18 protein-coding genes are annotated in these 25481 nt (G+C 57.6%); 12 read left to right on the top strand and 6 right to left on the bottom strand.

The genetic code is table 11. The annotated features are described in order from the left end of the window. Positions 1-17 precede the first annotated feature (17 nt). The 4 genes from RCJ00_RS07540 (at position 18) to RCJ00_RS07525 (ending at position 3804) form a co-directional block, all read left to right on the top strand. Positions 18-776 carry an SDR family oxidoreductase gene (locus tag RCJ00_RS07540; RefSeq protein ID WP_316221184.1) on the top strand — a complete coding sequence of 253 codons (759 nt, stop codon included), beginning with the start codon at positions 18-20 and terminating at the stop codon, positions 774-776. 25 nt (positions 777-801) lie between these two features. Further along, on the top strand, positions 802-2046 hold the full coding sequence (locus RCJ00_RS07535; protein ID WP_316221183.1) for a glycosyl hydrolase family 28-related protein: 1245 nt from the start codon (positions 802-804) through the stop codon (positions 2044-2046). A gap of 14 nt (positions 2047-2060) precedes the next feature. Continuing rightward, complete coding sequence (locus RCJ00_RS07530) at positions 2061-2906, top strand: amidohydrolase family protein (protein ID WP_316221182.1); 846 nt, start codon at positions 2061-2063, stop codon at positions 2904-2906. A gap of 127 nt (positions 2907-3033) precedes the next feature. After that, positions 3034-3804, top strand: a complete 771-nt coding sequence (locus RCJ00_RS07525; protein WP_316221181.1) for an IclR family transcriptional regulator — start codon at positions 3034-3036, stop codon at positions 3802-3804. A 36-nt stretch (positions 3805-3840) separates the two neighbouring features. On the opposite strand, the gene RCJ00_RS07520 is transcribed toward RCJ00_RS07525, so the two are convergent. The 5 genes from RCJ00_RS07520 to RCJ00_RS07500 all read right to left on the bottom strand — a co-directional run bounded on the left by RCJ00_RS07520 (position 3841) and on the right by RCJ00_RS07500 (position 14123). Then, entirely contained in the window at positions 3841-5130 is a 1290-nt protein-coding gene (locus tag RCJ00_RS07520) for a hypothetical protein (RefSeq protein ID WP_316221180.1), read from the bottom strand. A gap of 168 nt (positions 5131-5298) precedes the next feature. Continuing rightward, positions 5299-6144: a fumarylacetoacetate hydrolase family protein gene (locus RCJ00_RS07515; RefSeq protein WP_316221179.1), complete on the bottom strand. Its 846-nt coding sequence runs from the start codon at positions 6142-6144 to the stop codon at positions 5299-5301. Between the two features lie 13 nt (positions 6145-6157). After that, positions 6158-7882, bottom strand: a complete 1725-nt coding sequence (gene dld, locus RCJ00_RS07510) for a D-lactate dehydrogenase (protein ID WP_316221178.1) — start codon at positions 7880-7882, stop codon at positions 6158-6160. A gap of 441 nt (positions 7883-8323) precedes the next feature. After that, positions 8324-11185 carry a beta-galactosidase GalA gene (gene galA, locus RCJ00_RS07505; protein ID WP_316221177.1) on the bottom strand — a complete coding sequence of 954 codons (2862 nt, stop codon included), beginning with the start codon at positions 11183-11185 and terminating at the stop codon, positions 8324-8326. Positions 11186-11303: 118 nt separating this feature from the next. Beyond that, on the bottom strand, positions 11304-14123 hold the full coding sequence (locus RCJ00_RS07500; protein WP_316221176.1) for a TonB-dependent receptor: 2820 nt from the start codon (positions 14121-14123) through the stop codon (positions 11304-11306). A gap of 492 nt (positions 14124-14615) precedes the next feature. Between RCJ00_RS07500 and RCJ00_RS07495 the strand changes: the two genes are divergently transcribed. Genes RCJ00_RS07495 through RCJ00_RS07475 form a run of 5 tightly spaced genes read left to right on the top strand, consistent with a single transcriptional unit; the run spans position 14616 to position 20764 of the window. Then, on the top strand, positions 14616-16973 hold the full coding sequence (locus RCJ00_RS07495; protein ID WP_316221175.1) for a TIM-barrel domain-containing protein: 2358 nt from the start codon (positions 14616-14618) through the stop codon (positions 16971-16973). Positions 16974-17010: 37 nt separating this feature from the next. Then, positions 17011-17802 carry an SDR family oxidoreductase gene (locus RCJ00_RS07490; RefSeq protein ID WP_316221174.1) on the top strand — a complete coding sequence of 264 codons (792 nt, stop codon included), beginning with the start codon at positions 17011-17013 and terminating at the stop codon, positions 17800-17802. A gap of 10 nt (positions 17803-17812) precedes the next feature. Continuing rightward, positions 17813-18733: an SMP-30/gluconolactonase/LRE family protein gene (locus tag RCJ00_RS07485; protein ID WP_316221173.1), complete on the top strand. Its 921-nt coding sequence runs from the start codon at positions 17813-17815 to the stop codon at positions 18731-18733. Between the two features lie 4 nt (positions 18734-18737). Beyond that, complete coding sequence (locus RCJ00_RS07480) at positions 18738-19997, top strand: CaiB/BaiF CoA transferase family protein (protein WP_316221172.1); 1260 nt, start codon at positions 18738-18740, stop codon at positions 19995-19997. Further along, positions 19994-20764 carry an enoyl-CoA hydratase/isomerase family protein gene (locus RCJ00_RS07475; RefSeq protein ID WP_316221170.1) on the top strand — a complete coding sequence of 257 codons (771 nt, stop codon included), beginning with the start codon at positions 19994-19996 and terminating at the stop codon, positions 20762-20764. The genes RCJ00_RS07480 and RCJ00_RS07475 overlap by 4 nt, the downstream gene beginning before the upstream one ends. Here the strand turns inward: RCJ00_RS07475 and RCJ00_RS07470 are convergent. Then, positions 20761-21453 (bottom strand): GntR family transcriptional regulator, encoded by a 693-nt coding sequence (locus RCJ00_RS07470; RefSeq protein ID WP_316221169.1) that lies wholly within the window; start codon positions 21451-21453, stop codon positions 20761-20763. The genes RCJ00_RS07475 and RCJ00_RS07470 overlap by 4 nt on opposite strands. A gap of 48 nt (positions 21454-21501) precedes the next feature. On the opposite strand from RCJ00_RS07470, the gene RCJ00_RS07465 reads away from it, so the two are divergent. From RCJ00_RS07465 to RCJ00_RS07455, 3 genes are all read left to right on the top strand, one after another. Then, positions 21502-22671, top strand: a complete 1170-nt coding sequence (locus RCJ00_RS07465; RefSeq protein ID WP_316221168.1) for an ABC transporter substrate-binding protein — start codon at positions 21502-21504, stop codon at positions 22669-22671. Then, positions 22668-23765, top strand: coding sequence for a hypothetical protein (locus RCJ00_RS07460; RefSeq protein ID WP_316221167.1), 1098 nt, complete (start codon positions 22668-22670; stop codon positions 23763-23765). The genes RCJ00_RS07465 and RCJ00_RS07460 overlap by 4 nt, the downstream gene beginning before the upstream one ends. A 62-nt stretch (positions 23766-23827) precedes the next feature. After that, positions 23828-25219 (top strand): sugar porter family MFS transporter, encoded by a 1392-nt coding sequence (locus RCJ00_RS07455; RefSeq protein ID WP_316221166.1) that lies wholly within the window; start codon positions 23828-23830, stop codon positions 25217-25219. Positions 25220-25481: the final 262 nt, after the last annotated feature.

Here is a 25481-nt window from a genome sequence, read left to right as displayed (position 1 = left end):
ATAGCCCTGCGAACAACATGACACATCCACTGCCCCGCCCAGCGGGTTCGGGCAGGCTTGCCGGCAGGACTGCGATTGTTACCGGCGCGGGGCAGGGGATCGGCCGGTACGCCGCTGAACTGTTCGCCGCCGAGGGCGCCGCTGTCTGGGCCTGCGACCTCAACTCGGCGGCGCTGGAAGGCCTGGTAGGCTGCCGGGCGCTGGCGCTGGATGTCACCGACGCCGCAGCTATCGTCAAGCTACAGGCCGAGGCTGGACCAATAGATATCCTGTTCAACTGCGCGGGCCTCGTGGTGCCGGGGACCGTTCTGGACTGTTCGGAGGAGGACTGGCAGAGGTCCTTCGATGTTAATGTCACGGCCATGTTCCGGCTGATCCGAGCCGTCCTGCCCGGCATGCTGGAAAGGGAAAGGGGCTCTATAATCAATATGGCGTCCGTGGTCGGCGCGCCGAAAGGCGCCCCTGACCGCTGCGCCTATGGCATGTCGAAGGCCGCCGTCATTGGCCTGACCAAGTCGGTCGCGGCCGATTACGTGAAACGCGGTATACGCTGCAATGCTATCTGCCCCGGCACGATCGAGACGCCGTCGCTGCACGCCCGCCTGGAAACCACCGGCGATTTTGAACAGGCCCTTGCGGCTTTCAAGGCGCGCCAGCCGATGGGACGCCTGGGCCAGCCCGGTGAGATTGCTGCCCTGGCCCTGTATCTTGCGTCCGACGATTCCGCCTTCATGACCGGCCAAAGCGTCATGGTCGATGGCGGCTGGTCGCTTTGATATCAACTTCATAATGGAGAGCGCCATGTGCCTTGTCCAGTTCATCATTCGTATCCTGCTGGGCGTGGCCTTGGCAATTCTTCCAACTGCCCCTGCCTTTGCGGCGGACCGCGATTTGAACGTAAAGACCGACTGCCAGGCGAAGGGCGACGGCGTGGCCGATGACACGGCGAAGATCCAGGCATGCATCGACAGGGCGGCGCACAGCCAGCAGGCGGTCTACATCCCCACCGGCCAGTACCGCATTACGGTGGCGCTGAGGATCGCCAACCACGACACGACCGTTTACGGCACCAGCAGCACCAACACGACCCTCATCCAGAGCGACGCCGTCCAGCCGGTCTTTCATATCGCCAACGGTGGCACGCCCATCGACCGGGTCACTTTGAGCAATCTCGAACTCTACTATTCGGCCAAGTCTCCGACCGGCTTCGCCGTACTGTGCGAAAACTGCTGGCGCACCTATTTCCGCCAGATGAATTTCGGCCGCGCCGGCGGCGGCGCTAACCTGGGCACGGCTCTGTGGGTGACCGGCGGCAACCAGGTATTCGTCCAAGACAGCGTAGTCACGGCGGCCACAGTGCAGGGCATGTACTTCGCCGAGGTTGGCGATGTCTTCCTATCGAATGTCGAGGTCAATCAGGTCGACACCAGCACCCGTTCGGTCGGCGTAGTCTTCGATACCGGCGTGGGCGGCATCTACGCGACCAACGTCAATGTAACGGGCGGCCACACCGGTTTCCTGTTCGAGAACACGTTGAAAAAAGTGCCGCCGAACTTCGGCTTTTTCACCAACTGCTTAGCCGACACGCTGAACGGCGTTGGCTGGAATTTCGACTCGGCATTATCCATGCGCTTGACCAACAGCTGGTCGGCCACGGCGGCGGTGCACGGCATCATTGCTCGCGATGTCGACGGCCTGAGCATTACCGACTCGCGTATCTACAACAACGGCGAGATCGGGGTGCTGCTTCAGGCGGGCGCGCGCAATGTCAGCATTAAGGATTCAACCATCGCCGGCAACTCGCGTCGGGCCAAACAAAGGTATCCCGGCATATCCGTTGAAGCCGGCGTCAGCGACTTCCAGATACTGGGTAATATGATCGGTGGCGCCGACGGTTTTGGTAATTATCAATCCTATGGCGTTCAGATTGCTGATGGCCCTTCCGACAACTACATGATCGTTGGCAACGATATGCACCGTAACCTTGATGGGGGCCTGCGTGACGGCGCCGCCGCGACCAAAAAGGTCGTCGCCAATAATATGTAATCAGGAGGTCGCCGATGCAGATTATCGATACGCATGCCCATTTCTGGGATGTCGATACGATCGACTATCCCTGGATCGAAAAGGGATCATCGTTTGATCGCAGCTTTCATCTGGCAAATTACCAGGCAGCTTCGGCAGGGGTGCCAGTCCACCGCATGGTTTTTGTGGAGTGTGACGCCCACGCCCGCCATTCACTGACCGAAGCGCGTTGGGTGGCTGGACTGGCCGAACAGGATCCGCGCATCCAGGGCATCGTGGCGCGCACATCATTCATGAGCCCGCAAAGTGATGAGACGCTGGAAGCCCTGACGGCCATGCCGCTGGTGCGCGGTATCCGCGATAATATCCAGAACAATAAGCCAGGCTTTGCCCTTCAGCCGCGTTTCGTGGAAGGTGTCCGTTCCGTGCATCGGCTGGGCCTGCATTTCGAGCTGTGCCTTAAGCACCACCAACTGGAAGAAACAATCGAATTGGTCCGCCGGTGTCCGGATGGACAGTTCGTGCTCGATCACTGCGCCAAACCGGACATCGCGGCGGGTCTGCGTGAACCTTGGCATATGCGACTACGGGAGCTGGCTGCCCTGCCCAATGTCGTCTGCAAGATTTCAGGCCTAGTGACCGAAGCTGACTGGATGCATTGGCAAGCTGAGGACGTGCTGTGGTATGCCCGTAGCGCCGCCGAAGCCTTTGGGCATACGCGTATTCTTTTCGGCAGTGACTGGCCTGTGAATGAGGTGGCCGGCGGGTACATGGCTTGGTTTCGTCTGGCGCAATCGCTGTGTGTGGACTGGAGTGAGGCAGACCGCGATCGTTTCTTCCGGCGTAATGCTGAAGATGTATACAGACTAGGTAAGGGATAACCACGCCATCATAAACGGCAACGGAACATGCCACTGTTGAACTTGCGCGGCGGATAGCGAAATGTGTATGAGTTCGCGGAATACGTGATTTAGCATCACGCAAGAGCAGACTGAAAGATCAATACAGATGCCCAAGCAAAAAGTCGGCGCCTCCACAGCAACGGCATACAATGCCCCTGCCCTTGAAAAAGGGCTAGATATTCTCGAACTGCTTTCTAGCGTGAGCCAGCCGATGAGCCTGGCCGAAATCTCCCAGGCTGTAGCGCGCTCCAAGAGTGAAATATTTCGCATGCTGCATGTTCTTGAACGCCGAGGTTATCTGGAACGGCCGGCGGGCAGTGACCATTACCGATTGACCAATCGCCTTTTCCGGCTTGGGATGGAGCGGCCGCCGCTCAAGGGCTTACTGGACATCGCCATGCCGCTGATGCACCAGCTTTCAGACGACACCCAGCAATCTTGCCATTTGGTGGTGCCATCCGAGGAATTCATGGTGGTGATCGCGCGCATCGATCCACCCGCGGATCTGGGCCTGGTCGTGCGCATAGGTCACCGTCGCCCGATTCTGTCGGCGACATCGGGGCTGGTCTTGACCGCCTTCCAATTGGAGTCGGTCCGCGAGCGTTGGCTGACAGACTATATCAAGGTTTTGCCGACCAAGGAGCGGGAAGGATTGAGGGAACGGGTGGCGGGTATCGCCTCTAAGGGTTACGCCGCGATAAGCAGCTTGGTCGTGCCGGGCATTACCGATGTTTCGGCGCCCGTGATGCACCAGGGCGTCGCCGTGGCTGCCGTCACCATTCCGTACATGAAGCGTTATGGTGTGGAGGTTTCCCAGAAGCAGGCCACCCAGATGCTGCTTGGCGTCGCCAAGACCATAACCGGCCGTCTCGGATAGAACAGAGGCAGCCGAAACCGCCTCTGTTCTGCAGTCTTAGGCGCGCCACACCCAAGACGGGGCGGAGCTGTAATTGACCGCGATAGTATCGCCTGGCTCTAACACAACAAAGCCGCTGGCGATGCCATAACCGAAGCCGTTGATGCTGATCGAACTGACGCTGCCGCCCCAGATGGCGACATTGATCGGTTGGGCATAAGGGTTGGTGATGGCCGTACCAGAGGCTGGCAGGGTTGGCGAGGTGATCGACAGAATGCTGCGCGTCTGCAACACCAGGCCGGTGACTCCGTTCAGGAAGTTGGCCAAGGTACCGCCCGCCGTCGGCGCCGGAGTCGGATTGATGATGAAAGTGGAAACACCTGCCACGGCATGAATGCCGTTGGTCGTATACGACCAGGTGCCGCCGATGAAGGTATTGGCGCTTATATTTCCGCTGGCCGCCACCACGCAGGTATTGACGTTTTCCATGTCCAGGCAGTTGAAGACGTTTGAAGCGTTAACGCCGTCCTGCATGCGAATGGCGGTGTCGGCGGTACCGACCGAGCCGAAAAAGTGACTGAATTGGCACTGGCGCAGCACCAAGGCCGTCCCCAGTCCGCCATTTTCACCCGTGGCGCCACCGTTCGCCTGGATATCGAACCAGCCGCCGACCACATAGTTCATCTTGATGGCGACGCAGCTTGCTGAGCTGTTGAAGTTCTGCACCGTGACGTTCTGAAAGCGCGGCATATTGACTGGATCGCTGAAATCGTCGGCGCCGAGTTGGAGTACCGTGCCGGCGACTTGACCGATGACGCCTAGGTCGCGCAGGGTCAGGTAGTAGTTATCCTTGGCCGTGGGTGGGCTGACCGTGCAATGGACCTGCAGGTTTGGCGAAGTGGTAACGCTGCGCAGGTCGAGGATGGTGCGTTGCTGGCCATCGCCATAGATCAAAAGGCCTTCGGTGCGAAAAGCATCTACCTTGATTTCCGGTGCGGCGGTGAAGCCGTAGCGGCCCTCCGGGATATAAAGCGGGGCGCCCAGGGCACCGCACAGCGCCAGTGCGTTCTGAAACTGAGTCCAGTTATTGGTGGTTGGGGTGTAGACGGCGTCTGCGCCAAACCAACGGAAATTGGCGCCGCCGGTGAAGTCGCGCCGCCAATAGTAGCCCGAGGTGCTGCTAACTACGAAGATGGCTTCCTGCGGGTCGGAAACAGGTGGTGTGCCTGTTTGCAGGATGAAGGTGCCTTCTCGTCCGCTTTCGGTTAGAACAGCTGCGGCAGTTGTCGTTGTGCTAAGGGCCTTCAGATCGGTGCGGGTTGCAACCGAAAGTACTTGTAAAGACATGTTAACTCCTTGATTGTTTTGGCATTATTTGGCCTCATCAGGATACGCTACGTGTGGGGGACGGTGATGTTATTTTGAACGTCATGCGCGCGTCCCCCGCCGCCGCCGGTGGAGTCCGGCAGTCGTAAAGAGGTGTATAGGTTAAGGCCTGAGTTCTTTAATTTGGGATCAGGTGCCGCACACCTGCTGGGTTTGCTCACCCAGTTTCTCGATGCCCAAGGCGACGCGGTCGCCGGGCTTGAGAAACCAAGGTGCGGGGGATTGGCCCATGCCGACGCCGGGCGGCGTGCCGGTTGTGATGATGTCGCCCGGTAACAGGGTCATGAACTTTGAGATGTAAGATACCAGATTTGCGACGCTAAAGATCATAGTGCGCGTATTGCCGGTCTGGACGCGGCGACCGTTGACGTCAAGCCACATGGCCAAGTCCTGCGGATCTGGCACGTCTTCGGTAGTGACTAACCATGGACCGACGGGGCCGAAGGTAGGGCAGGCCTTCCCCTTGTCCCAGGTGCCGCCACGTTCGAGCTGGTATTCGCGTTCGGACACATCGTTGACGACGCAATAGCCGGCGACATGGTTTAGCGCGTCGGCTTCGCTCACATCATAGGCTTTTACACCGATGACGACGCCGAGTTCAACCTCCCAATCGGTCTTCTGCGAGCCGCGCGGAATGACCACCGGGTCGTTTGGTCCCTGAATGCAACTGACCCCCTTGGTGAACAGGATCGGTTCGGCCGGAATCGGCATTTTGGCTTCGCGCGCGTGGTCGCTGTAATTTAGACCCACAGCGATGAATTGGCGCGTACCGGTTACCGGCGGTCCGAAGCGGCCGGGCGTTTCCACCAAGGGCAGATCAGACGGGTTGAGCGCCTCGAGCCTGCTCAAGCTGTCTAGTGTCAGGGCATCGGGCGTCAGGTCAGTCAGGATAGCCGACAAATCACGAACCCGCCCCTGCGTGTCGAGCAGACCCGGTTTTTCGGACCCTGACGGCCCATAACGGCAAAGCTTCATATCATTCCCTTTTTCAATTTGCGGGTTCGTGGTGATGTTCACAACCTGCGGTGTGGCATTCCGCGTAATTTTTCAGTCTTGATGCGCCGCCGATGCCGGCATTAAAACGGTTCTGCGGATCGAGCTGACGGTAAAATTCCGCCAGCGCGTCCTCGGCGACATAGTGGTTTCCGACGTTGTGCTCGGCCGGATAGCGCGCGCCGCGCTCGTCCAGCCGCAACAGCATGTCGTGCTTGATCGCAGCGCAGTTCTGGCCGCGCGCGACAACATAATCCTGGTGCAGCACGTGGCACAAGAAATGGCCGTAATAGATACGATGCAGCAGTTTAGAATCATATTCAGCAGGCAGGTGTTCGAACCAGTCGCGATCGTTCCGACGCAAGGCGATATCCAGCGCTACAATGCCTTCGACCGCTCGTGGATGAAGAGCCTGGTAGCGCACAGCCGCGCCTGCGATGACAAAGCGGTGTAGAAAGGCGCGGGCGGCCTCATCGGGCGTACAGGTGAAGTAACCCGCTTCGCCGGCGCTCCATTCGTCGAGCAGGCTCTGCGTTTCCGCCGCTTCAGAATGTGATACCTTTAGGAGCAGGTGGTGCTCGTAGCGTGATCGCCATTGACGCATACGTGGCGGTAGGTGATCGGGGAAAAGGCGGCTCAGCCCATACAGCAGCCGGTCGATCAGGTTTCGAGGCAGGAGATCGTCGAAATGACTCTTCAGGGCGAAGAATTCCGGCAATCGATCTGTACCGACAAAACGGATGGTCAAGAATTGATCCTTTCCGTAGCAGTCGGCCAAGTCGAAGGCATCACGATGCAAATATTCCGCGGCTATGGGAACCGCGCCGATCTGGGTCAGCAGGCGGCGGCGAAGATCTGCGAGGGCACGGGTATCGTTGCTGCCAATGTAAAAAGTCTGGCTTTCGTGCTCTAGCGCGAAGGTATCGAGCCGAACGGCAAAAACCATCAGCTTACCGGCACTACCTGCGGCTTCGAACAGGCGTCGTGGGTCGGCATTGAAACGGGCGGGTGTATCGGCGTCCACATTGCGCACATGGGTCGCATACTCGCTGTCACTCGCAGCCCTAGCCAGAGTGGCTGGAGTTTGTATGCCGAAGTCCCCGCGTTCCAGGCGGAGTAGAATCTCTTCAGGTGCATCCCCCAGCTCAAAGCCCAAATGGTTGATCAAATGCAGGTGGCCATCAACATCGACATGAGCGAAGACCGCCATTTCCGTGTAGGCGGGCCCGCGACGAACCAATGCACCGCCAGAATTGTTGCAAAGGCCACCAATGACTGATGCGCCGAAACAAGAGGAGCCAATTACGGAATGGGGTTCGCGTCCAAGAGGTTTTAGCGTTTTTTCGAGCTGATGCAGTGTGGCGCCGGGCAGGCACACCACCTGACGGCCTTCTTGGATCGGAAATATACCGTTCAATCGTGCCGTGCTGATGATGACGACGTCACGATCATAGCCGGAGGCAGGTGTGGAGCCTCCGGTCAGACTTGTGTTCGACGCTTGCGGGAGGACGATGACATCGGCCTCTACGCAGGCCTTGAGAACACGCCATTGTTGAACAAGCGTGGCGGGACGGATCACAGCCAAGGCGGGTCCGCCTGGTGTTCTGAAGCCGTTTCGATAGCGGCGTGTAGCGGCACTACTGGTCAAGACATGGTTGCCACCCACGATATCGCGCAGCGCCTGTAAGAGGTTCGCCTTGCTATCGGCTTGGGCAGTCATGACGTCCTCCGCGACAGGTCCGACCTTTGTTTTACTGCGCCGGATCACATTTTCATGGCGTTATATATATGGAATGATGTTTTGTCAATGGAATGAAGTCGGACGGTTTGCACAATTACTTTTTATGCCTTGGTGCCCGGAAAAGCCCGCCGCCGGCCGATATCAATTTGCAGCGCGGCTTGCTGAACCACCGTAGCGAGCTGCTCAAGAGCCTGGACCGTGCGACGAGCATATGGAATTGCATGCCGTGATTGCAACGAACTATGGCCGAACTTGGGATCATGAAGTGGTGTTTGCCGTCCGGAAGATCGCCGGGACCGGTCTGGGTGAAGCACTTTGTAAGGTGCCTGGACGCTCGATTGGGGCGCCATAAGGCACACCGCCTATGTCGATGTGACCTAGGAGACTAATGCGCTCTGCGGCAGCCACACGCGACGCGTTCTAAAGAGTGGCGACCCAGGCTTTTTCCGCCAGACCGAAGGTTTCGCCCGCCTTCACTTTAAAGAGCAGGCCGAGATTGCGTTCCCCCATGCCCGGCGGCAGTTTCGCTTCGAATGGGCTTTCGGCCTCGGTCGTCTTTTCAGCGATCAGTTTGCCGTCGACAAATGCCTGGACCTTGCCCTTTATCTTCGGGAAGATGAGCTTGCCACCTTGTTTCTGCACGCGGGTATAGGGTGTCCAATCCACAACAGCCAGTTGATAGCTGTCCTCGCTCGGCCCTTCATTGATAAAGCCTGGATAGATACGGCCCCACAGTTCAATCTTTAAAGGGTCGAGGTTTCGCGGAATTTCAACCGGAGGCGTGGAGGTCGCCGGGGCAATCGCCAGCACGGGAATTGGCTGTACCGGCGCGCTGACGGTTTGATAGGGCCACGGTTTCGCGGCATTGATCTTAACCGTTGCCACGGCGGCTTTAAGCCCATCGGCTTTCGCTGTGAGGGACATTTGACCGGTTGAGCCTTCGGTTGACCTGACGATCACCTGTGCCAGGCCGTTGAACAGCTTGCGTCGGTTGCCTTTCTCGGCTTCTGACGCGTTCGAGTCGCCATTGCCAAGTCCGATGATTTCGCCGTTGGTAATCTCGAACGTGCAGTGGTCCTGCGAAAATTGGCTGTAGCGGCCCTTGGCGTCCTGGGATTCGATCCTGAAGGTGATGACGTCGATGCCATCGCCCTGAATGGTTTCGCGCTCCGGCGTGACCTTGAGCCGTACCGGATCGGAGGTCGTCTCGACCTTGGTACGCGAAACCGCCTTGCCGTCAGTATAACCCACCGCCTCGATGCGGCCGGGTGCGAATGGCACATACCATGTGTTCATTTCGTATTTGGTGCGCGGTTGCTTGCCTGCTGACTTGCCATTGACGAACAATTCAACCGCTTCACAATTGGTACAGGCGACGACACGGACTGTTTCGCCCGCCTTCCAATTCCAGTGGGGAATCAGCCACAGCACCGGCCGATCCTTTACCCATTGGCTCTGGTGCATATAGAAGGCGGCCTTTTCGAAACCGCACAGGTCCATAATCCCAAATACAGAGGAATTGGCAGGCCAACTCAACGGTGTTGGTTCGCCATGGTAATCGAAGCCGGTCCAGACAAAGCCGCCGGCGATCCATGGCCGTTCGTCGATGGCTTTCCATGCGGCGAGGTGCGTTTCACCCCAAGGGGCTGCCTCATCATCATAGGAGGCGATGACATGTCGGCCTTCGCGGTCCGAGACATATTCACCGCGCGTCATGAAGGCCGAGGTGTCTTCCGAGGAATAGAGCGGGATGGTTGGGTTGGCCTTATGGAAGGCGTCATATTTGTCTTGTTGGTAGTTGAAGCCCACGACATCGACGGCCTGGGTTACATTCACCGGCTCGAACATGCCACCATTGATCGCTGCCGTGACCGGACGGTTGGTATCGAGTTCCCGTACCGCTTCGCGCATCCGCCGCACCATTTCATAGCCCTGCGGCGTACCTTGCATCGGCTCCTCGTTGAAGACCGACCACAGGTAAACGCACGGATGATTGCGATCCCGTCGAACCATCCATTGCAGCTGTTCCATATAGGTCGGGGAGGGGTTGAAGAGGCGGTTCTCATCCATGATGAGGAAACCCATTCGGTCGGCCAGCTTTAGCACATGCTTATTGGGAGCATTGTGAGCGGAACGGATGGCGTTGACGCCTAGTTCTTTTAGGCGCTTCAAGCGGTATGCCCACAAGGAATCCGGTACGGCCACGCCGACGCCGGCGTGATCCTGGTGGACGCAAACACCCTGGACCTTGATCGGCTGGTTATTGAGGAACAGCCCCTTGTCGGCGTCCCAGCGTGTGGTGCGAAAGCCGGTCTCGTAGGTATGTTCATCGATCAGCTTGCCGTTTTGCATCACCTTCGTATGGATAGTGTAGAGGTTAGGCTGATCGACGGACCACAGGTTTGGCGCGTCATAATCCAGGCCGAAGGTCGCCACCGCGTGTCGCAAGGATGGGACAGTGGCGGTCGCCCGAGCGCTCTTGAGGACGGCACCGGAGCCGTCCTTCAGTTCGCTAATGAGCTCAACCGGCGCGTCTGTGTGGTCGATATTGTAAAGCGTGACTTCCACCGGGATATGCCAGCCAGAGTTGGTTTTTACTGGAAAACCATAGACGCCATCCGTGATGATATGGACCGGATTGCGCGTGACTACCCAGGCGTGACGATACAGGCCGCCGCCTTCGTACCACCAGCCTTCCATCGACTGCGCGTCGACCCGTATGTCGAGTGAATTGGGCGTATCGCCGTAGGTGGCGAATGCCGTTACATCGATATAGGAGGAAGTGTAGCCGCTGAAAGAGTGCCGTACGACTGTGCCATTGAACCAGATGGTGGCGTTGGTGGCGATACCGTCGAGCTGAATCTCGATGTGTTTGCCGCGATCAGAGTCTTCGAAGCGCAACAGGTTGCGATACCAGCCGATGCCACGCTTACGGAAGCCTTGCGCGACGTTGCGGCTTTTTTCGATCGGCTGGAAGCTGACGAAATCGTGTGGCAACTGGACTGTTGGCCATTCTGTGTCGTCGAAGTTCAGATTCGCGGCGCCGCCGGCGGCACCGGTCTTCGTCGAGTCATAGGTTTCCGCATTGCCAATAGGGGTAGGGAAGGGGATGTCGCCTTCGAAGAAGCGCCAGCCTTTGTCGAGCGAGCGTACATCTCTCACTTCGGACGTCGGGGCCGCGTCAGAAATTTCAGCCCGTACTGCCTGTGAGGCCAGGCTGGCGGGCAACACGGACACAAGGGCAGCGGCGCTGCCGCTCTTGAAAAGCTCTCTGCGGTTCATACGGACGTCTCTTTTTTTTGTGATCAAAAATGCCCGCCCATCGGAAGACCTAGGGCGGGCTCAGTTCAGACCTGTTGTGGGAATGAACAGGTTGAGGTAGGGTTCTGGACCCTCGAAACTAGTACTTTACACGGCCACCGAAAATGTAGCGCGTGCCGGATGTGCTGACGTTAATGAGGCGTTCTTCATAGGTATTGTAGCTGCGCAGGACGTTGTTGGTCAGGTTGACGCCCTGGAAGAAAAGCTGGAAGGTCGGGTTGATGTCATAGGATGCGCTGATATCGACCTGACCGTAGGAGTCCTGGTACTCCGGGTTGGAATCTTGGCCCGAACAGGTAATCAGATATTTCTGACGCCAGTTATAGGAGCCGCGCAGCGACACACCGTACTTTTCGTAGAACAGGGTGGCATTGTAGCTGTTTGGTGAATCGCCTGGGATGCCTTTGCAGCCAACAGTGTTGTTGATGTAATCGGCCTGATCCTCGATATGGGTCAGGTTGGCGGAGACACCGAGGCCGGACCACATGCCAGGCAGCCTGTCGAAGCTATATTGCGCGGCCAGTTCAATCCCGACCAGAGAGCCGTTGAGCGCATTGCGGATGCGGGTATCCTGGAAGTCATAACCAAAGCGTGTCACCGTTGTAGTGTCGGTTTCAGCGAAATTGGTCAGCTTTTTGTAGAAGACTGCCGCGCTGAGATAGCTGACCTGGTTCAGATACCATTCGTACGAAGCATCATAATTGGTAGATTCGTACGGTTTGAGGTTGGGATTCCCGCCGCTCGAATAGGCATCGGTCGCGCGTCCGCCGTAGCTGTTGTTGGTGCCGAGCGAGGTCAGGGTTGGCCGCGTCACCGTCTTTGAAACGGCCAGGCGCAGGTCCATGTCATCGGTCAGTCTGTAGCTCAGGTTCGCCGAGGGCAGAATGTCGGTGTAGTGGTTGCGGACGGAAACGATTGTCGCAGGCCCCAGATCGAAAGCCAAGGCGTCGGTGCCGCCGCCGGACAGGTGAACACCGATGAGAGGTGCATCAAGTCCGGATGAGATTGTATTGGTGTTGACGATACGGGCGCCGAAGTTGAGCTTGATGTTTTCAAAGCTCCAGTTGGTCGTCAGATAGGTGGCCCACACATCTTCGCGGACCTTGAAGCCGGCGCCGATATTTTCACCCATCCCCCAAATGCCGCCGCTGGCTAGAATCTTGTCGGCCTCTGTACCGGCGGTATCAGCGGTCCAGCCATTTGTGGCCATAAGGCCGTTGATCAGATTTTGGCGGTTATTCATATTGGCTTCGAGCTTGCTCAGGTCGGCCGCCAAAATGTAGGGCTGGACAGAGTTTGCACCCGACGCGCCGTCGAGATAGTTATCAAGTGAGCGCTGCGAATAGACGCTGGGGTCCGCTTTAACGACGCTGGAACTGCAATAGGCGCAGGCGCGTTCATAGCCGTCCGCCGTTGTATTGTCATAAGCCAGCTTCGATTTTTCGCGGCGGGATCCATAGATGCCGAATTTGATCGATTTGACGAAGGAATCGTTGGCGGGCGTGAACTCGCCGTCGGCATGCAGCTCCGTGCCCTGATCGTTCACCTTGTTGAGGCTTTTCGACGTGTAGCCAAAATACTGTGCGTTGGGATCGCTACGCTGCGGACCGATCCCGGTTATGGTCGGTACATCGTCGCCGGGATTGAGATTGTAGGTGACGTTTGAAGAGGATTGGGCGTAGGAGACAAAGAAGTAGCTGGTCTCGTTCTTCTTGGCCTGGGTCGTCGACAGGTCAAAGTTCAGCTTCAACTGGTCGTTCACCGTCCACTTCAGGTTTGTCCCCACCTGATAGGACTGGGTGTGGCGATAATCGGGATTGAGCACATTGTCGGTCTCTTGCCCCCTGATGGCGGACCCAAGCGCCGGGTTGGCGGCGACGAAATCTGTCCCAGGGTGAACCCAGCTTGTGGCGGTGTTGTTACCGTTCGTTTGCAGATTGAGAACGGCGCCATAGTTATAGACATTATACCAGGCCGTATCCTGGTCATTATCGTATTTTGAATACACCCCATCGATCGTCCAGACGATGTTTTCGGTCGGCTTCCACTGGATCGCGCCGCCAAAATTGGTACGCTTGTTCTCCTGGTAGGTGCGCGCAAAATCGAAAGAGCGTGCCGTCGCTGCCGTCGTGGTGCCCAAGGCGGCTGGAGTGAGGCCGGTCGAGTTACCTGTGCCGGAAAGTGTGCCTTTTTCCGCATCCCACCCTTCGGAGGAGACAGCATCGGTCACACTTTTGCGATCTGAATAGGACGCCGATAGAACAACACCGAATGTGCGGTTATCATTAAGCCAGGAGACAGTGCCTGATCCTTCTGGCGTGGCCTTCGAGCGTTCAGATTCGTTAAAGCCGCCGAAGGTGCCCGCGAAGTGGAAGCCCTTCTTCTGGTCAAGCGGGCGGGCCGTAGTGATGTCCACGGTGGCACCGATGCCGCCTTCCTGTAGGTCGGCCGTCGATGTCTTGTAAACGGTCGCGCGTTGGATCAGGGTTGACGACAGGGTGTCAAAAGAGAATTCGCGGCCGTCGTTGTCTGTTGCCATAACGCGACCGTTAACGAGGACCGTATTGTACTCAGGTCCAAGGCCGCGAACTGTAATGAACTGCCCTTCACCGCCATTGCGGCTGATCGATACGCCGGTGATCCGTTGCAGGGATTCGGCAATATTGGCGTCGGGAAACTTGCCGACGTCTTCCGCTGTAACGGCGTCAACGATCTGATCGGCTTTGCGTTTTATGGCTTCGGATGACTTCAGGCTGGCTCGGATTCCGGTCACGACAACCTCGACCGGCTGCTGAGTCCCGTTCACTGCCGGCTGGGTGTCTTGTGCGAAGGCTCCCACCGCCATCAGAGAAATCAGGCTGACGCCAAGTGATAGTTTCAGTTTCGATGTTTTCTTCATGTTTTGCTCCCTGACGGCCGTTCATGCCTGTTGCAATAAAGATTGTGTGAAATTGCATCCTATTCGACGATAATCATATATTATTTTGATGGTCAACAGGTAACTGGGCTGAGTGTACCGTGTGGAGCCGTGGGCGGCCTTGTATGCAAATCACAGGGTGTCGAGCGACGAACGCCTGAGTATTTCTTCAACGATTTTGTGAAATTGTCCAAACTGTTATGGAATTGGTAAGTCCAGTTATTTCAGGTGAAATATCAATCTAATTCATGATTTTATAGCCGGAACACGTATCTTTCCGACTTCAAATTTCTACGTGTGGTGCATAATTGATACATTTTGTGACAGCGCCGATATGAAGGCGCCTCTCGGCTTCGCTCGGTGCGCGTATGAGCGGTTGTGGAGGGATATTTAATTGAAAAGTATCTTGCCAACCCGTCATCATCATATATGATATTCCTATCGCCCGCCAAAAATAGCCTTCAGGGAGGCACGATGCCTGTTACGTCTCAGTTTCGCCAAATCCACGGTCGCCGGTTTTATCTGAAATCCGCCGTGGGTATGGCTTTGGCCTCTGGTTTGACCGGTATGCGTGCCGAAGCGGCGAAGGTGTATGGAGAGACGGCGGCTCAGGTGGAAATTGCACCCTCGATCAACTTTCAGTCGCGTGTCTATGGTTTCGAATGGCAGGCTGAAACGGACAGTTTTACTGTCCGAGATGCGCTAGGACGTAAGGTGGCCTCGGCGACCCTTCAACCGAGCCTGATCCTCAATATCGGCGGACGTCGGACGGAAGTGGCGGGCCATCTGGAATTGGCCCGTCTTGAGGGCGGGCTGGCCCGGTTTGTCTATCGGCGCGCCGATATCGACGGTGCAGTCTCTTTAACGCTCCGTTTCGACGAGGCGCAGATCTGGTTCGATCCGGTCGTGGTCGAAGGGCGTGGGGCAGGTGATGTGGTTGAGCTCCGCTGGTTCCGTGCGGGGGATGAGGGCGATATGCAGCCCTCGCTATCGCATAGCTTTCTGGTCGCGCCCGGGCTGAACATGAGTACGGGCGTAAGTACGATTATTGCCGGCAATGAGGGTATTGACGCGACTTTCTGGCTGGGTCGAGGCTCTGTTTATGAGCCGAACGAGATGTTTCAGCAGTGGGGCCTGCCTGCGCACTTTTTCTGCGGTTATAATGTCGATATAGTCAGTGACACGCCCTATGCGAAGGCGCGTGGGATCTATCCGGACCGGATATCCGACGCCTTCTGTCTCGGGCTGGTTGAGGCGCCCAGCGGCGATCATCTGATGCATACCCAAGGGGGCCGATCCAGCGTTATCTTCCGTTATCGCAGTGATCTATGGGGCAATGCCCGATTGCCGGGCAAGCTAACCCTTGGCGCCGGCATGGTTATGACCTTTGGGCGGTCTGACCGGGACGCGATCAAGGCCTATTACCGGCTAATGGAGGCTAAGGGCCTAGCTGGGGTGCGTAAGCCCAGCGCGAAAAAGCAGAAGGCTATGACGGCCAGCCTGTTCAGCCAGTGGGGCGCGCAACTGGCCCAGGGTATGCAGGGGCACCGCAATAGTCAATCGCATACGGAAGCCACCTATGACGCGTTGAAGCGGGCCGGTTTCAGGTATGGCGCCTTTGGTGTCGATGAGGCCTGGGACACGGCCGAGGGGAGCCTGATTGTCAATCCCGCGACCTTTCCCGATCTCGATGGCTTCGGGGCGCGTCTGCGTAAAGATGGCCTCAACTTGGCCTTGTGGGTGGGCGTGATTCTGTGTGAATCGCCGCAAACCATAGGTCTTGAAGACCGTCATATGCTCCGTGACAAGGCGGGGCAAGTGGTCCGCCACCCCATGTGGGATCGGCAGATCGCTTATCTGGATATCAGTCAGCCGGAGGTCCAGGCCAATGTTCGGCGCCGTATTGTCGCCATGATGGAAGCGCACCGGCCAGAATTCATCAAGTTTGATTATGGCTACGGCCATCCATCGCTAGATGTGGCCTGTCCGGCCGACAGCCGATTGGCTGGCGAAGCCTTTTTCTTGAAGGCCGCGGAGTTGCTCGCTGACGCGGCGCGCTCGGTCAATCCGGATGTGGTGATCATGTACTATGGGCTGACGCCCCTGATGACGCTCCACACGGATATTCTGGGCGAAGATGATCCGTGGGCGTCCTACGGTGACTACGATATCGAGATCAATCGCCGCGTCTATTTTTCGAGTATTCTTGGCGAAATCGGTATGCCGACCTTTGGATCGGGTGGGTATGATTGGGCGACCATGCCGTCAATCTGGTTCGATACGGTACTGGCCGGTCCGATGGGCGGGATCGCAGACCCGTCCGGCGATGAGCGTGGCCAGACGCCGACGCGGGAGATGGTCGCTCGGTTCAACGGTCTGTCCCGCATTGCGCGGCCGACGACTCGCTTCACGCTCGACGTAACGACCGCCGATCCCATCAGCGTCATAAAGGGGGCGCACTCCCCGTCATGGATTCGGCGTGAAGAGGGAAAGATCATAGGGCTGGCTCTGCGCTGCTCGGACTGGTTCGGATCGCCAGGCACCAAAGAGCTGCGCGGCATAATCGAGACTGAAATTGATGTGGTGATTGTCGCACAGGACGAGCTTGGTTTGTCCCAGTCACGACGATTGGGAATTGTGCCGATCCAGTCTGGTCGCCTCACCCTGGTGCCAGCGCAGAGGCGCGGGACAGTGACCATGACCGAGCACTATGCCGACGGATCTCGGCGGGTGAGTCGGCAAAACCTGAACAACGGCCGTCTGACCCTGTCCTTGCATACCCATTCGGCAGCGGGCGTGCCGCTTGAATGGTGCGAGGTCAGTCAGGCGTAAACAGCGATAGATGGCATAGGCGTATGAAGGGTAAGGTATGAGTAGCGAAGCATCACACAGGCGGCTGGCCGGCGAAGTGGCCGTGATTACGGGTGCCGCGCGTGGCATAGGGGCGGCCACGGCGGCCCGTTTTGCCAAGGAAGGCGCCAAGGTCATCTGTGTTGACCGCAAAAGAGAAGAGGGGCAGGCGGTTGTCGATGGCATCGTCGCAGACGGCGGTGATGCGCGGTTTATTGCCGGCGATCTGGCGGACGAGGCTGGCGTAAGGGCGATCTTTGCCGGGGTCGACGCGCATTTCGGAACAGTAAGTATCCTTATCAACAATGCCGGTATCGCTGTTTTTGACTCGCCGGTAGCTTTGACACTGGCGAATTGGCACAAGTGCATGTCCGTAGATCTTGAAGCGGTCTGGCTGTGCACGCGGGAAGTGTTGCCCGGAATGTTGGCGCTTAAGCGAGGCGCTATCGTCAATATCGCCTCGGTCCATGCGTCCCAGGTGCTTAAGGGCAGCTTCCCGTACGGCGTGGCCAAGCATGGTGTGCTGGGGCTGACACGCGCCCTTGCCATCGAATATGCAGCGGAAGGCATACGCTGCAATGCGGTGTCACCGGGCTATATCGACACACCCATTACCCAGGAGGTGATGCCGGACCACCCAGATTTTGCCGGCTTTGTCGCCCGCATGGCGCAATTGCATCCGCCGGGGCGTGTGGGCCAGCCGGAAGAGGTCGCCAATGCCGCCCTGTTCCTTGCGTCCTGTGAAGCCAGTTTTGTCAACGGTACAAACCTGGTCGTCGATGGCGGCCGTTCACTCATCTATCATGATTAAGGACGAAGTGGTGGTCGATTATAGACGCGAAACCCTTGATATCGCGGTGGCCTGTCCATCGCGCGACAAGCTGGGCGAAGGTATTTTCTGGAGTCCGGACGATCAGGCCCTTTATTGGGTGGACGTGCCAATGCCGTCCTACATCCATCGCCTGGAACCGGCGACAGGCGACCACCGGAAATGGCCGATGAGCGAAATGGTGATGTCCATGGCCCGGCGCGGTGACGGCACCTTGCTGGTGGCCTCTCACCATGGCCTGAATATCTTCGATCCACGCAAGGGCACCTTGAAGCGTGTCCTGGCGCCGGAAGCCGACAAGCCGGACAATCGGTCCAACGATGGCGCACCGGACGCGAAGGGCCGTTTCTGGTACGGCACCATGTGCAACAACATTGCCGACGATGCGACCTATTACGATCTCGGCCGCTCAACCGGGGCGCTGTGGAAGGTTGAGACGGACCTTACGGCCACAAAAATGTGGGAGGGTGTTGGGATTGCCAATGCGACGGCCTTCAGCCCCGATAGCCGCACCTTCTATTTCGCCGATACCGCCCGCGAAACCATATTCGCCTGGGATTTTGACCTCGAACAGGGAACCCTTTCCAACCAGCGTGTTTTCGCGAATCCCTCCGGCCTTGGCTATCCCGACGGCGCCTGTGTCGATGCGGAAGGTTACCTTTGGAACGCCCGCTGGGACGCAGCCTGTGTTGTCCGGTTCGCGCCGGATGGAAGAATAGACCGCGTCATCGATATCCCGGCGTCGCGTCCGACCTGTTGCGCCTTCGGTGGCCCCCATCTGGATTCCCTCTATGTCACCACCTCACGGCTGCATCTCAGCACTGACGACATCGCCCAATACCCGGACTCCGGGTCTGTTTTTGTACTATCGCCGGGCGTGACAGGTCTGCGCCGCCCGAATTTTGAAGGATAAGATCTTGGCTGATCAATTTACCGGCCTAAAGGCCGACCCCCAACTTGACGACAGCGGATATACAAGGCGTCAGCCCCTGGAGGGTATTCGCGTGCTGGACCTGACCTTGGCCATGGCAGGACCGCTCACGACCCAGAGACTGGCGGATATGGGCGCGGAGGTCATCAAGATTGAAGGGCCGTCTCGACCGGACTTCACGCGTGATGCGGCGATCCTCGATGTACGCTTGGGTGGGGAAACCATCCCTTACCTGTCTCTCAATCGGAATAAAAAGTCGCTCGCACTCGATCTGAAATCACCAGACGGCATCGCCGTGATGCATCGTCTGGTGGCCAGCGCGGATGTGGTTGTCCAGAATATGCGCCCCGGTGTGGCCGAACGACTGGGGATTAGCTTTGACGCCTTGAAGGCGGTCAATCCCAAGATCGTTTACGTATCGATTTCGGGCTACGGTGACAGCGGACCGATGGTGGCCCGGCCAGGCCAGGACCTGCTGGTTCAGAGCTTTTCCGGTACCACTTTTAACGCCGGCACAGACGAACGACCGCACCCGTCACCGATCTATCTGGTTGATGTGGCCGCGTCGCATAATGCTTGCGAGGCGGTGCTGGCTGGACTGATCCAGCGCGATCGTGATGGTCAGGCGGTTGAGGCTAAGGTCACGCTGTTGCAGGCAGTCCTCGAAATCCAGATTCAGGAACTGACCACCTTCCTGACTACCGGTAAATACGCCTTGCGCGGTCAATCGCCTTCGGCGTCGGTGTGGATGGAGCCGCCCTACGGTATCTACAAGGTCAGGGATGGCTATCTAGCCATCGCCCAGTCGAGCCTCAAGGTTCTTTCGGAAACGCTCGATGTGCCCAAGATTGCTGAATTGAACGATAACAAGCCCGATGGCGAACTTGAGCCTGAGATGGTGGCCTGGAGGGACGCGGTTTATGATGAGGTGCAAAGGGCTTTGATTGGCCGCGATCTGGAACCGACCATAGATTTGCTTACGGCGGCAGGCATCTGGTGCGGACCGGTGCTGGATTATAATGGCCTGATGGCGCATCCCCAATCGCAAGGCTTGTTTAGTCATTACGATCACCCGATTGCCGGACGTATCGATACCCTGGCGCCGGTTATCAACTTCACGACTTCGCCGCCGGCGCCGCTGCGCCACGCCCCTTCGTTGGGGGAACACAGCGCCGAAATCCTGGGCGAGATCGGCTTTGCCAAGCATGAAATTGCCAGTCTTCAGGCTCAGGGAGTGGTCATATGAGCGACCATATTGTTGTCACCAAGGCCGATGGCGTGGCGGAAATTCTGCTCAATCGGCCGGAAAAACTCAATGCGATGACGCCGGACATGTTCAGGGCCCTGCGCGATGCGCGCCGCGACATAAACGAAGACGATGAGGTGCGTGCCGTCATCATTCACGGTGCCGGTGACCGCGCCTTTTGCGCGGGCACGGATTTGAAAACGTTGGATGATTACCCGGACAACTGGGCCTGGCGGAACCGGATCGACTATGCCACCCAGCTTCGTCGCATAACCAAGCCGACAGTGGCCGCGCTCAAGGGGTGGACCGTCGGCGGTGGGCTGGAAATCGCCCTCAACTGCGATATCCGCATTGCCGCGCGTTCGACCCGGATCAGTCTGCCGGAAGTCAAACATGGCTGGCTGGGCGGTGGCGGTTCGACCCAGATGCTGACCCGCCTGGTGGGCTATGGCAAGGCGATGATGATTTGCCTGACCGGAGACACCTTCGATGCCGAAGAGGCTTATCATATGGGGGTTTTTGAACGTCTCGTTGATGACGGACAGGAACTGATTGTCGCGCGTGATTATGCGCGGCGAATGGCCGAATTCAGTCCGATTGCCACCCAGACTGTCAAGGAAGGTATCCGCGCCGCCCTCAACGGCACTCTGGATGGCGCCTCGCGATATGAAAATGACCTGATGGTCCTTGCCTTCGCGCTCGGCAATCAGCGCAAGGGTATCGACGCCTTTGTCGCGCGCAAGGATAGGCCCGCAGCGGAAGTTTAGTCGGTGGACATGTTCTCTATACCGCCCAGAATATGGGCGCGCATGGCCGAGGCGATGAGGTAGCGGTTGCCCGACTGCAAGGCGACGATGATGCCGTTATGCTCTTCGATGATCTGTTCGCTGTTTGGCACGCCCGTGCCGTACTGAGTGCGGATGACCCGCTCATGATACCCCAGCCGGTTATAGGCATCTATGATGAATGGGTTGTCCGACAAGGCGACCAATGTGATGTGAAACTCTTGATTAAGGCGTATAAATTGACGCACCGCTTCAGGTTCCACTGCCGGAGAAATGGCCTTCAGGGCGTCATTAATGCTCTGAAGACGTGTGACGGTCTCATCGGAAATGTTTTCAAGGCCGCTTTCAACCGCGCCGACCTCCATGATCAGGCGTGCCTGGAAAAGCTGTTTCATTTCAAGGGTATCGGGCTTGCGTGCCACCCGGTAACCCTTGTTGCGTTCAAAGGTCACAAAACGTTCGGCGCTCAGACGCACCAGAGCTTCCCGGATCGGGATCAGGCTGGTGCCGTATTCACGGGCCAGCCGGTCAATGACCAGGCGCTCCCCCTCCGCCATTTCACCGGAAGCGATGCGCAACTGAAGGTCGGCATGGGCCCGGTCGACGAGGCTTTTCGGAGAAGAGGCAGGCTTTGCCTCGCTTTCGCTGCCCTGGGTTTGATCTAATACCATCTCTCAAGCATCCATGGCGATTTCAAGGATATATGAAGGTTTAAGCACATGAAAACAAGACATAAATTGCGGGGGCTCTCGTGGGGACACCGCCGTGCCTCCGGCGCGCTTGGGCGCTTGACAGAGGCATTTACCGCGCAATATCCGAATGTCGATTTGATTTGGGAGGATCGCACGCTTGCCGGATTTGAGCATCATGATCTGGGAGATGTCGCGGCACAGTATGACCTGATTATCTATGACCATCCCTTTTCCGGTGATGTCGCCCAAAAGGCGTTGTTTTTGCCATTGAGCGATGCCTTGGGCGACCTTGCGCGGGCATCACGTTTTGTGGCGAACAATCTGGAACTCTATCTATATAAAGGTGTCCAATGGGGGCTGCCGATTGACGCAGCCAGTCAACACGCGCTCGTCCGTCATGACCTCCTGCGCACGCTCGGCGAAGCTGTTCCCCGGAGCTGGGCGGATGTCCTGGCGCTGGGCAAGCGGCTTCGTGCCGAGGGGCTTTATTTAGGGTCAGCCTTTATCAAGCCGCATGGGGGATTGATCATTGCCGCCTTGATGGCCAATCAGGGTGCGCCATGGTGGAACGTGGCGCAGCAAAGGGTGCAAATAGACCAGACTGTCCTGCGTCGGGCCCTGCTTCAGCTTGCCGAACTGGCCGCTTTGTGTCCGCCGCAAGCGCTGCAATGGGACGCCATAGATCTGCATGAAGTCATGGTGGCCCGCGACGATATTGTTTATGCGCCTTGCGCCTATGGCTATGCTACCTATGGTGAGGCGGACCAAAGGCGCCGGCTGGGCTTTGCGCCTTTCGCCGGACCGATAGCGCCTTACGAGGCAGGTACTGCCATTGGCGGCACGGGGATTGCCGTGTCCGCTCAGGCGCGCGAACCGGACGCGGCCTTGGACTTTATCCGGTTTATGGCATCCGATCTGGCGCAGAATGAGATTATTCCCGCTAACCACGGACAACCCGCTCTGGCGATTGCGTGGAACAATCCGCATTGGGATACGGTATATAACGGCTATTTCTCCGCTATCCGATCGAGCCTGGAAATGGCAAATGTGCGCCCGCGCATTCCGGGCTATATCCATTTTCAGGACAGGCTGGGGGGACTGGTTTCTGGGTGGCTGGAGGAGCGGTTGACAGAAGATGCTGTATGCGCGGCCATTGCCGAGGCGGCAGCCGTCACGGTTGAAACGGCAAGCGCGTGACTAACTCCTTTTTCATGGGTGGCGATTGTCTGTCCCTCAGCCTCGATCTGAGGGCGGGGCATTTGATGGACGTTACCTTTATGGACCAAGGGCGGCGGCTCAAGCCACTGTACGCCGCCCCATGGGCCGTGGACGATTTACCAGACAGCGAACCCATGGTCGTGCGCCGGCTTTCGGGCGACTTCTTCTGCGCCCCCTTTTGCCAACCGGACGTGGAGCCTGCGCCGTGGCATGGATGGACGGCCAATGCGGCCTGGCATCCAATCGATGCTGCCCAGGCAGGGCAGGGGGACGCTGTCTATCGGTTCGAGCTTGAACGTACGGTTATGGGCGCCCGTGTTGAGAAGCAGCTTAGACTGGTCAACGGGCAGCCCATTCTTCACGAGCGGCATATCTTTCATGGCGGTGAAGGGGCCTTGCCCGTTGCGCATCATACGATGTTGCGCACCGATACGGGACTTAAGCTTTCGTTTTCGCCCAAGCGATTTGGACTGACGCCCGAACACGGCGCGGCCGAAGACACGGAAAAAGGCGCATCCGTCCTCGCATATCCGCAAACATTTACCGACCTGAGCCAATTACGCCTGCGCACAGGCCAAACAGTTGACGCGACGCGTCATCCCTATTCGGCAAAGACCGAGGATCATATCTATCTCTTTGAGGCCCCCGACGCGACGATAGGGTGGTCAGCCGCGGTCAACTGCGCCGAAGCCTATGCCTTTTTCGCCTTGAAAGATCCGCGTATCTTGCCGACCACCTTACTGTGGGTATCCAATTACGGCCTAGACGCGTTCCCTTGTGCGGGCCCATTTGCGGGCAAGCATGGTGCTTGCCTCGGGGTAGAGGAAATATGCTCTAATCTTGCGGCGGGTCATGCGGCGTCGGTTGCTGCGAACGCCCTCAGCAATCAGGGGATTCCGACCGCGCATAGCCTGAATAGCGAGGGTGCTCTGGTCATTGATTACGTCTTTGGGTGCGTCGCGGTTGATCCGGATTGGCGCGAAATCGTCGCAATCGAGCGAGACGAAGAGTCCATCACCCTTAAGGATGCGGGCGGCGCGCAGCGCCGGCTTGCGGTAACATTACCTTTTTAATTCGCTACAGACAGACGTCGAAATCGTGCAACTTATAAAAATTGAATTACAGGAGGTTCAGTATGGCGGGTGGGTCGCAATCCAGTGAATTCGGTGGCAGGCATGGTCCGGGCCTGGACGAGATTAACGGACCGTTTGTTTTGCTTTTGTCCGCCATCGGCGCGTTGGGCGGGCTTATGTTTGGCTTCGATATCGCCATCATCACCGGTGCCGGGCCTTTCATCGAACAGCAGTTCCACCTCAATCCGGTCGAATTGGGGGTTGCTTTCAGTTCCCTGCTGTTCGGCTGTGTCATAGGCTCTGCTCTGGCCGGCTTTCTGGCGGATATATTCGGCCGGCGGGCAGTGATGATCGCGGTGGCGCTGGTCTTTGCCGCCACAAGCGTGGCCACCGGCATGGCCGATACGTTTCTGAACTTCAATATTGCCCGTTTTCTTGGCGGGATAGCCGTGGGCGCCGTTTCGCTGGTGGCGCCGATGTATGTTGCTGAGGTCGCACCCGCCTCCTTGCGCGGGCGGATGGGCGCGCTCTATCAAACCGCAATTGTCATTGGTATACTGGTTTCCTATTTCATCAACTATGCCCTGCGTAACGGCGGGCCCGATGCATGGCGCCATATGTTCTATACGGGCGCCATCCCGGCCGCCATTTATCTGGTGCTGATGCTTATGGCTCCGGAAACGCCGCGATATCTTGTTCGTAAGGGCAAGAGCGACAAGGCCAGAAATATACTTGTCCGCACAATAGGGGAGCGCGCGGCCATTGCGGAGACGCAGGAGATAGAGGCCTCCCTTCAGGAAGGGCAACCACGCCTGGCCGATATACTGAAGCCGAGTGTTCGCATCCCTATCATCATCGGTTTTTGCTTGGCGATCCTTATCCATTTTTCCGGCGTCAATACGGTCATCGATTACGCGCCGATTATCTTCAAGTCGGCCGGTTTTAATATCGACGCGGCACTTTTATCGACCTTCGTTGTCGGGATCGCCAACCTGGTCTTTACCCTCATTTCCTTTTGGGTCATCGACCGCCTCGGTCGCCGGCCGCTCTATATTTTTGGCTCCATTGGCATGGGGCTGACCCTTGTCGCGCTGGTGGTCGCCGTCTTGACCGGGCACTTCACAGGCATGGTCGTGCTCATCCTTGTGGTCGCCTATCTGATGTTCTTTGCGTCCTGCATCGGCCCGGTTTTTTGGACCCTGGTGCCGGAAATCTTCCCAAATCAGGTCCGCAGCAGCGCCATGATCGTGCCGGTGCTTGTGCAGTGGTTTGCCAATGGCGTGGTCGTGTTTATCTTCCCCTCCCTGTTTGCCGGTCTTGGTCAGGCTATCACTTTTGGCCTGCTGGCTGCCGCCTGCCTGCTTCAGGCGCTGTTCGCTTTTCTGTTTGTCCCGGAAACCAAGGGCCGCAGTCTTGAAGAGATTGCGCAACAATGGGGACGTAAAGAGGGGTGAGGAGAAATTTCAAAGGAACAATTTGTCGGTCCTAGTACTTTTCCACTCGCTTTGGCTCTGTGACGTAGAGGTTCCCAATCACATGTCATTGTTTGCGTTATGAGTCACGTAATGGTGAAGCCAACGACAAAAATGACACCGGTTGACATCCTTATACAATAAGGATTACCCATCGTCTCAGACTTGAGAAAAAACCGGGTCACCGGCAGGTAAGGGATGGGAACGCAATGACATCGAAACAGCGCGCGCGAGCGTTTCAGCG

It is taken from the genome of Asticcacaulis aquihabitans (assembly GCF_032490435.1).
Taxonomy (GTDB): Bacteria; Pseudomonadota; Alphaproteobacteria; order Caulobacterales; family Caulobacteraceae; genus Asticcacaulis.
This window is presented reverse-complemented; position numbering and strand designations above follow the sequence as displayed.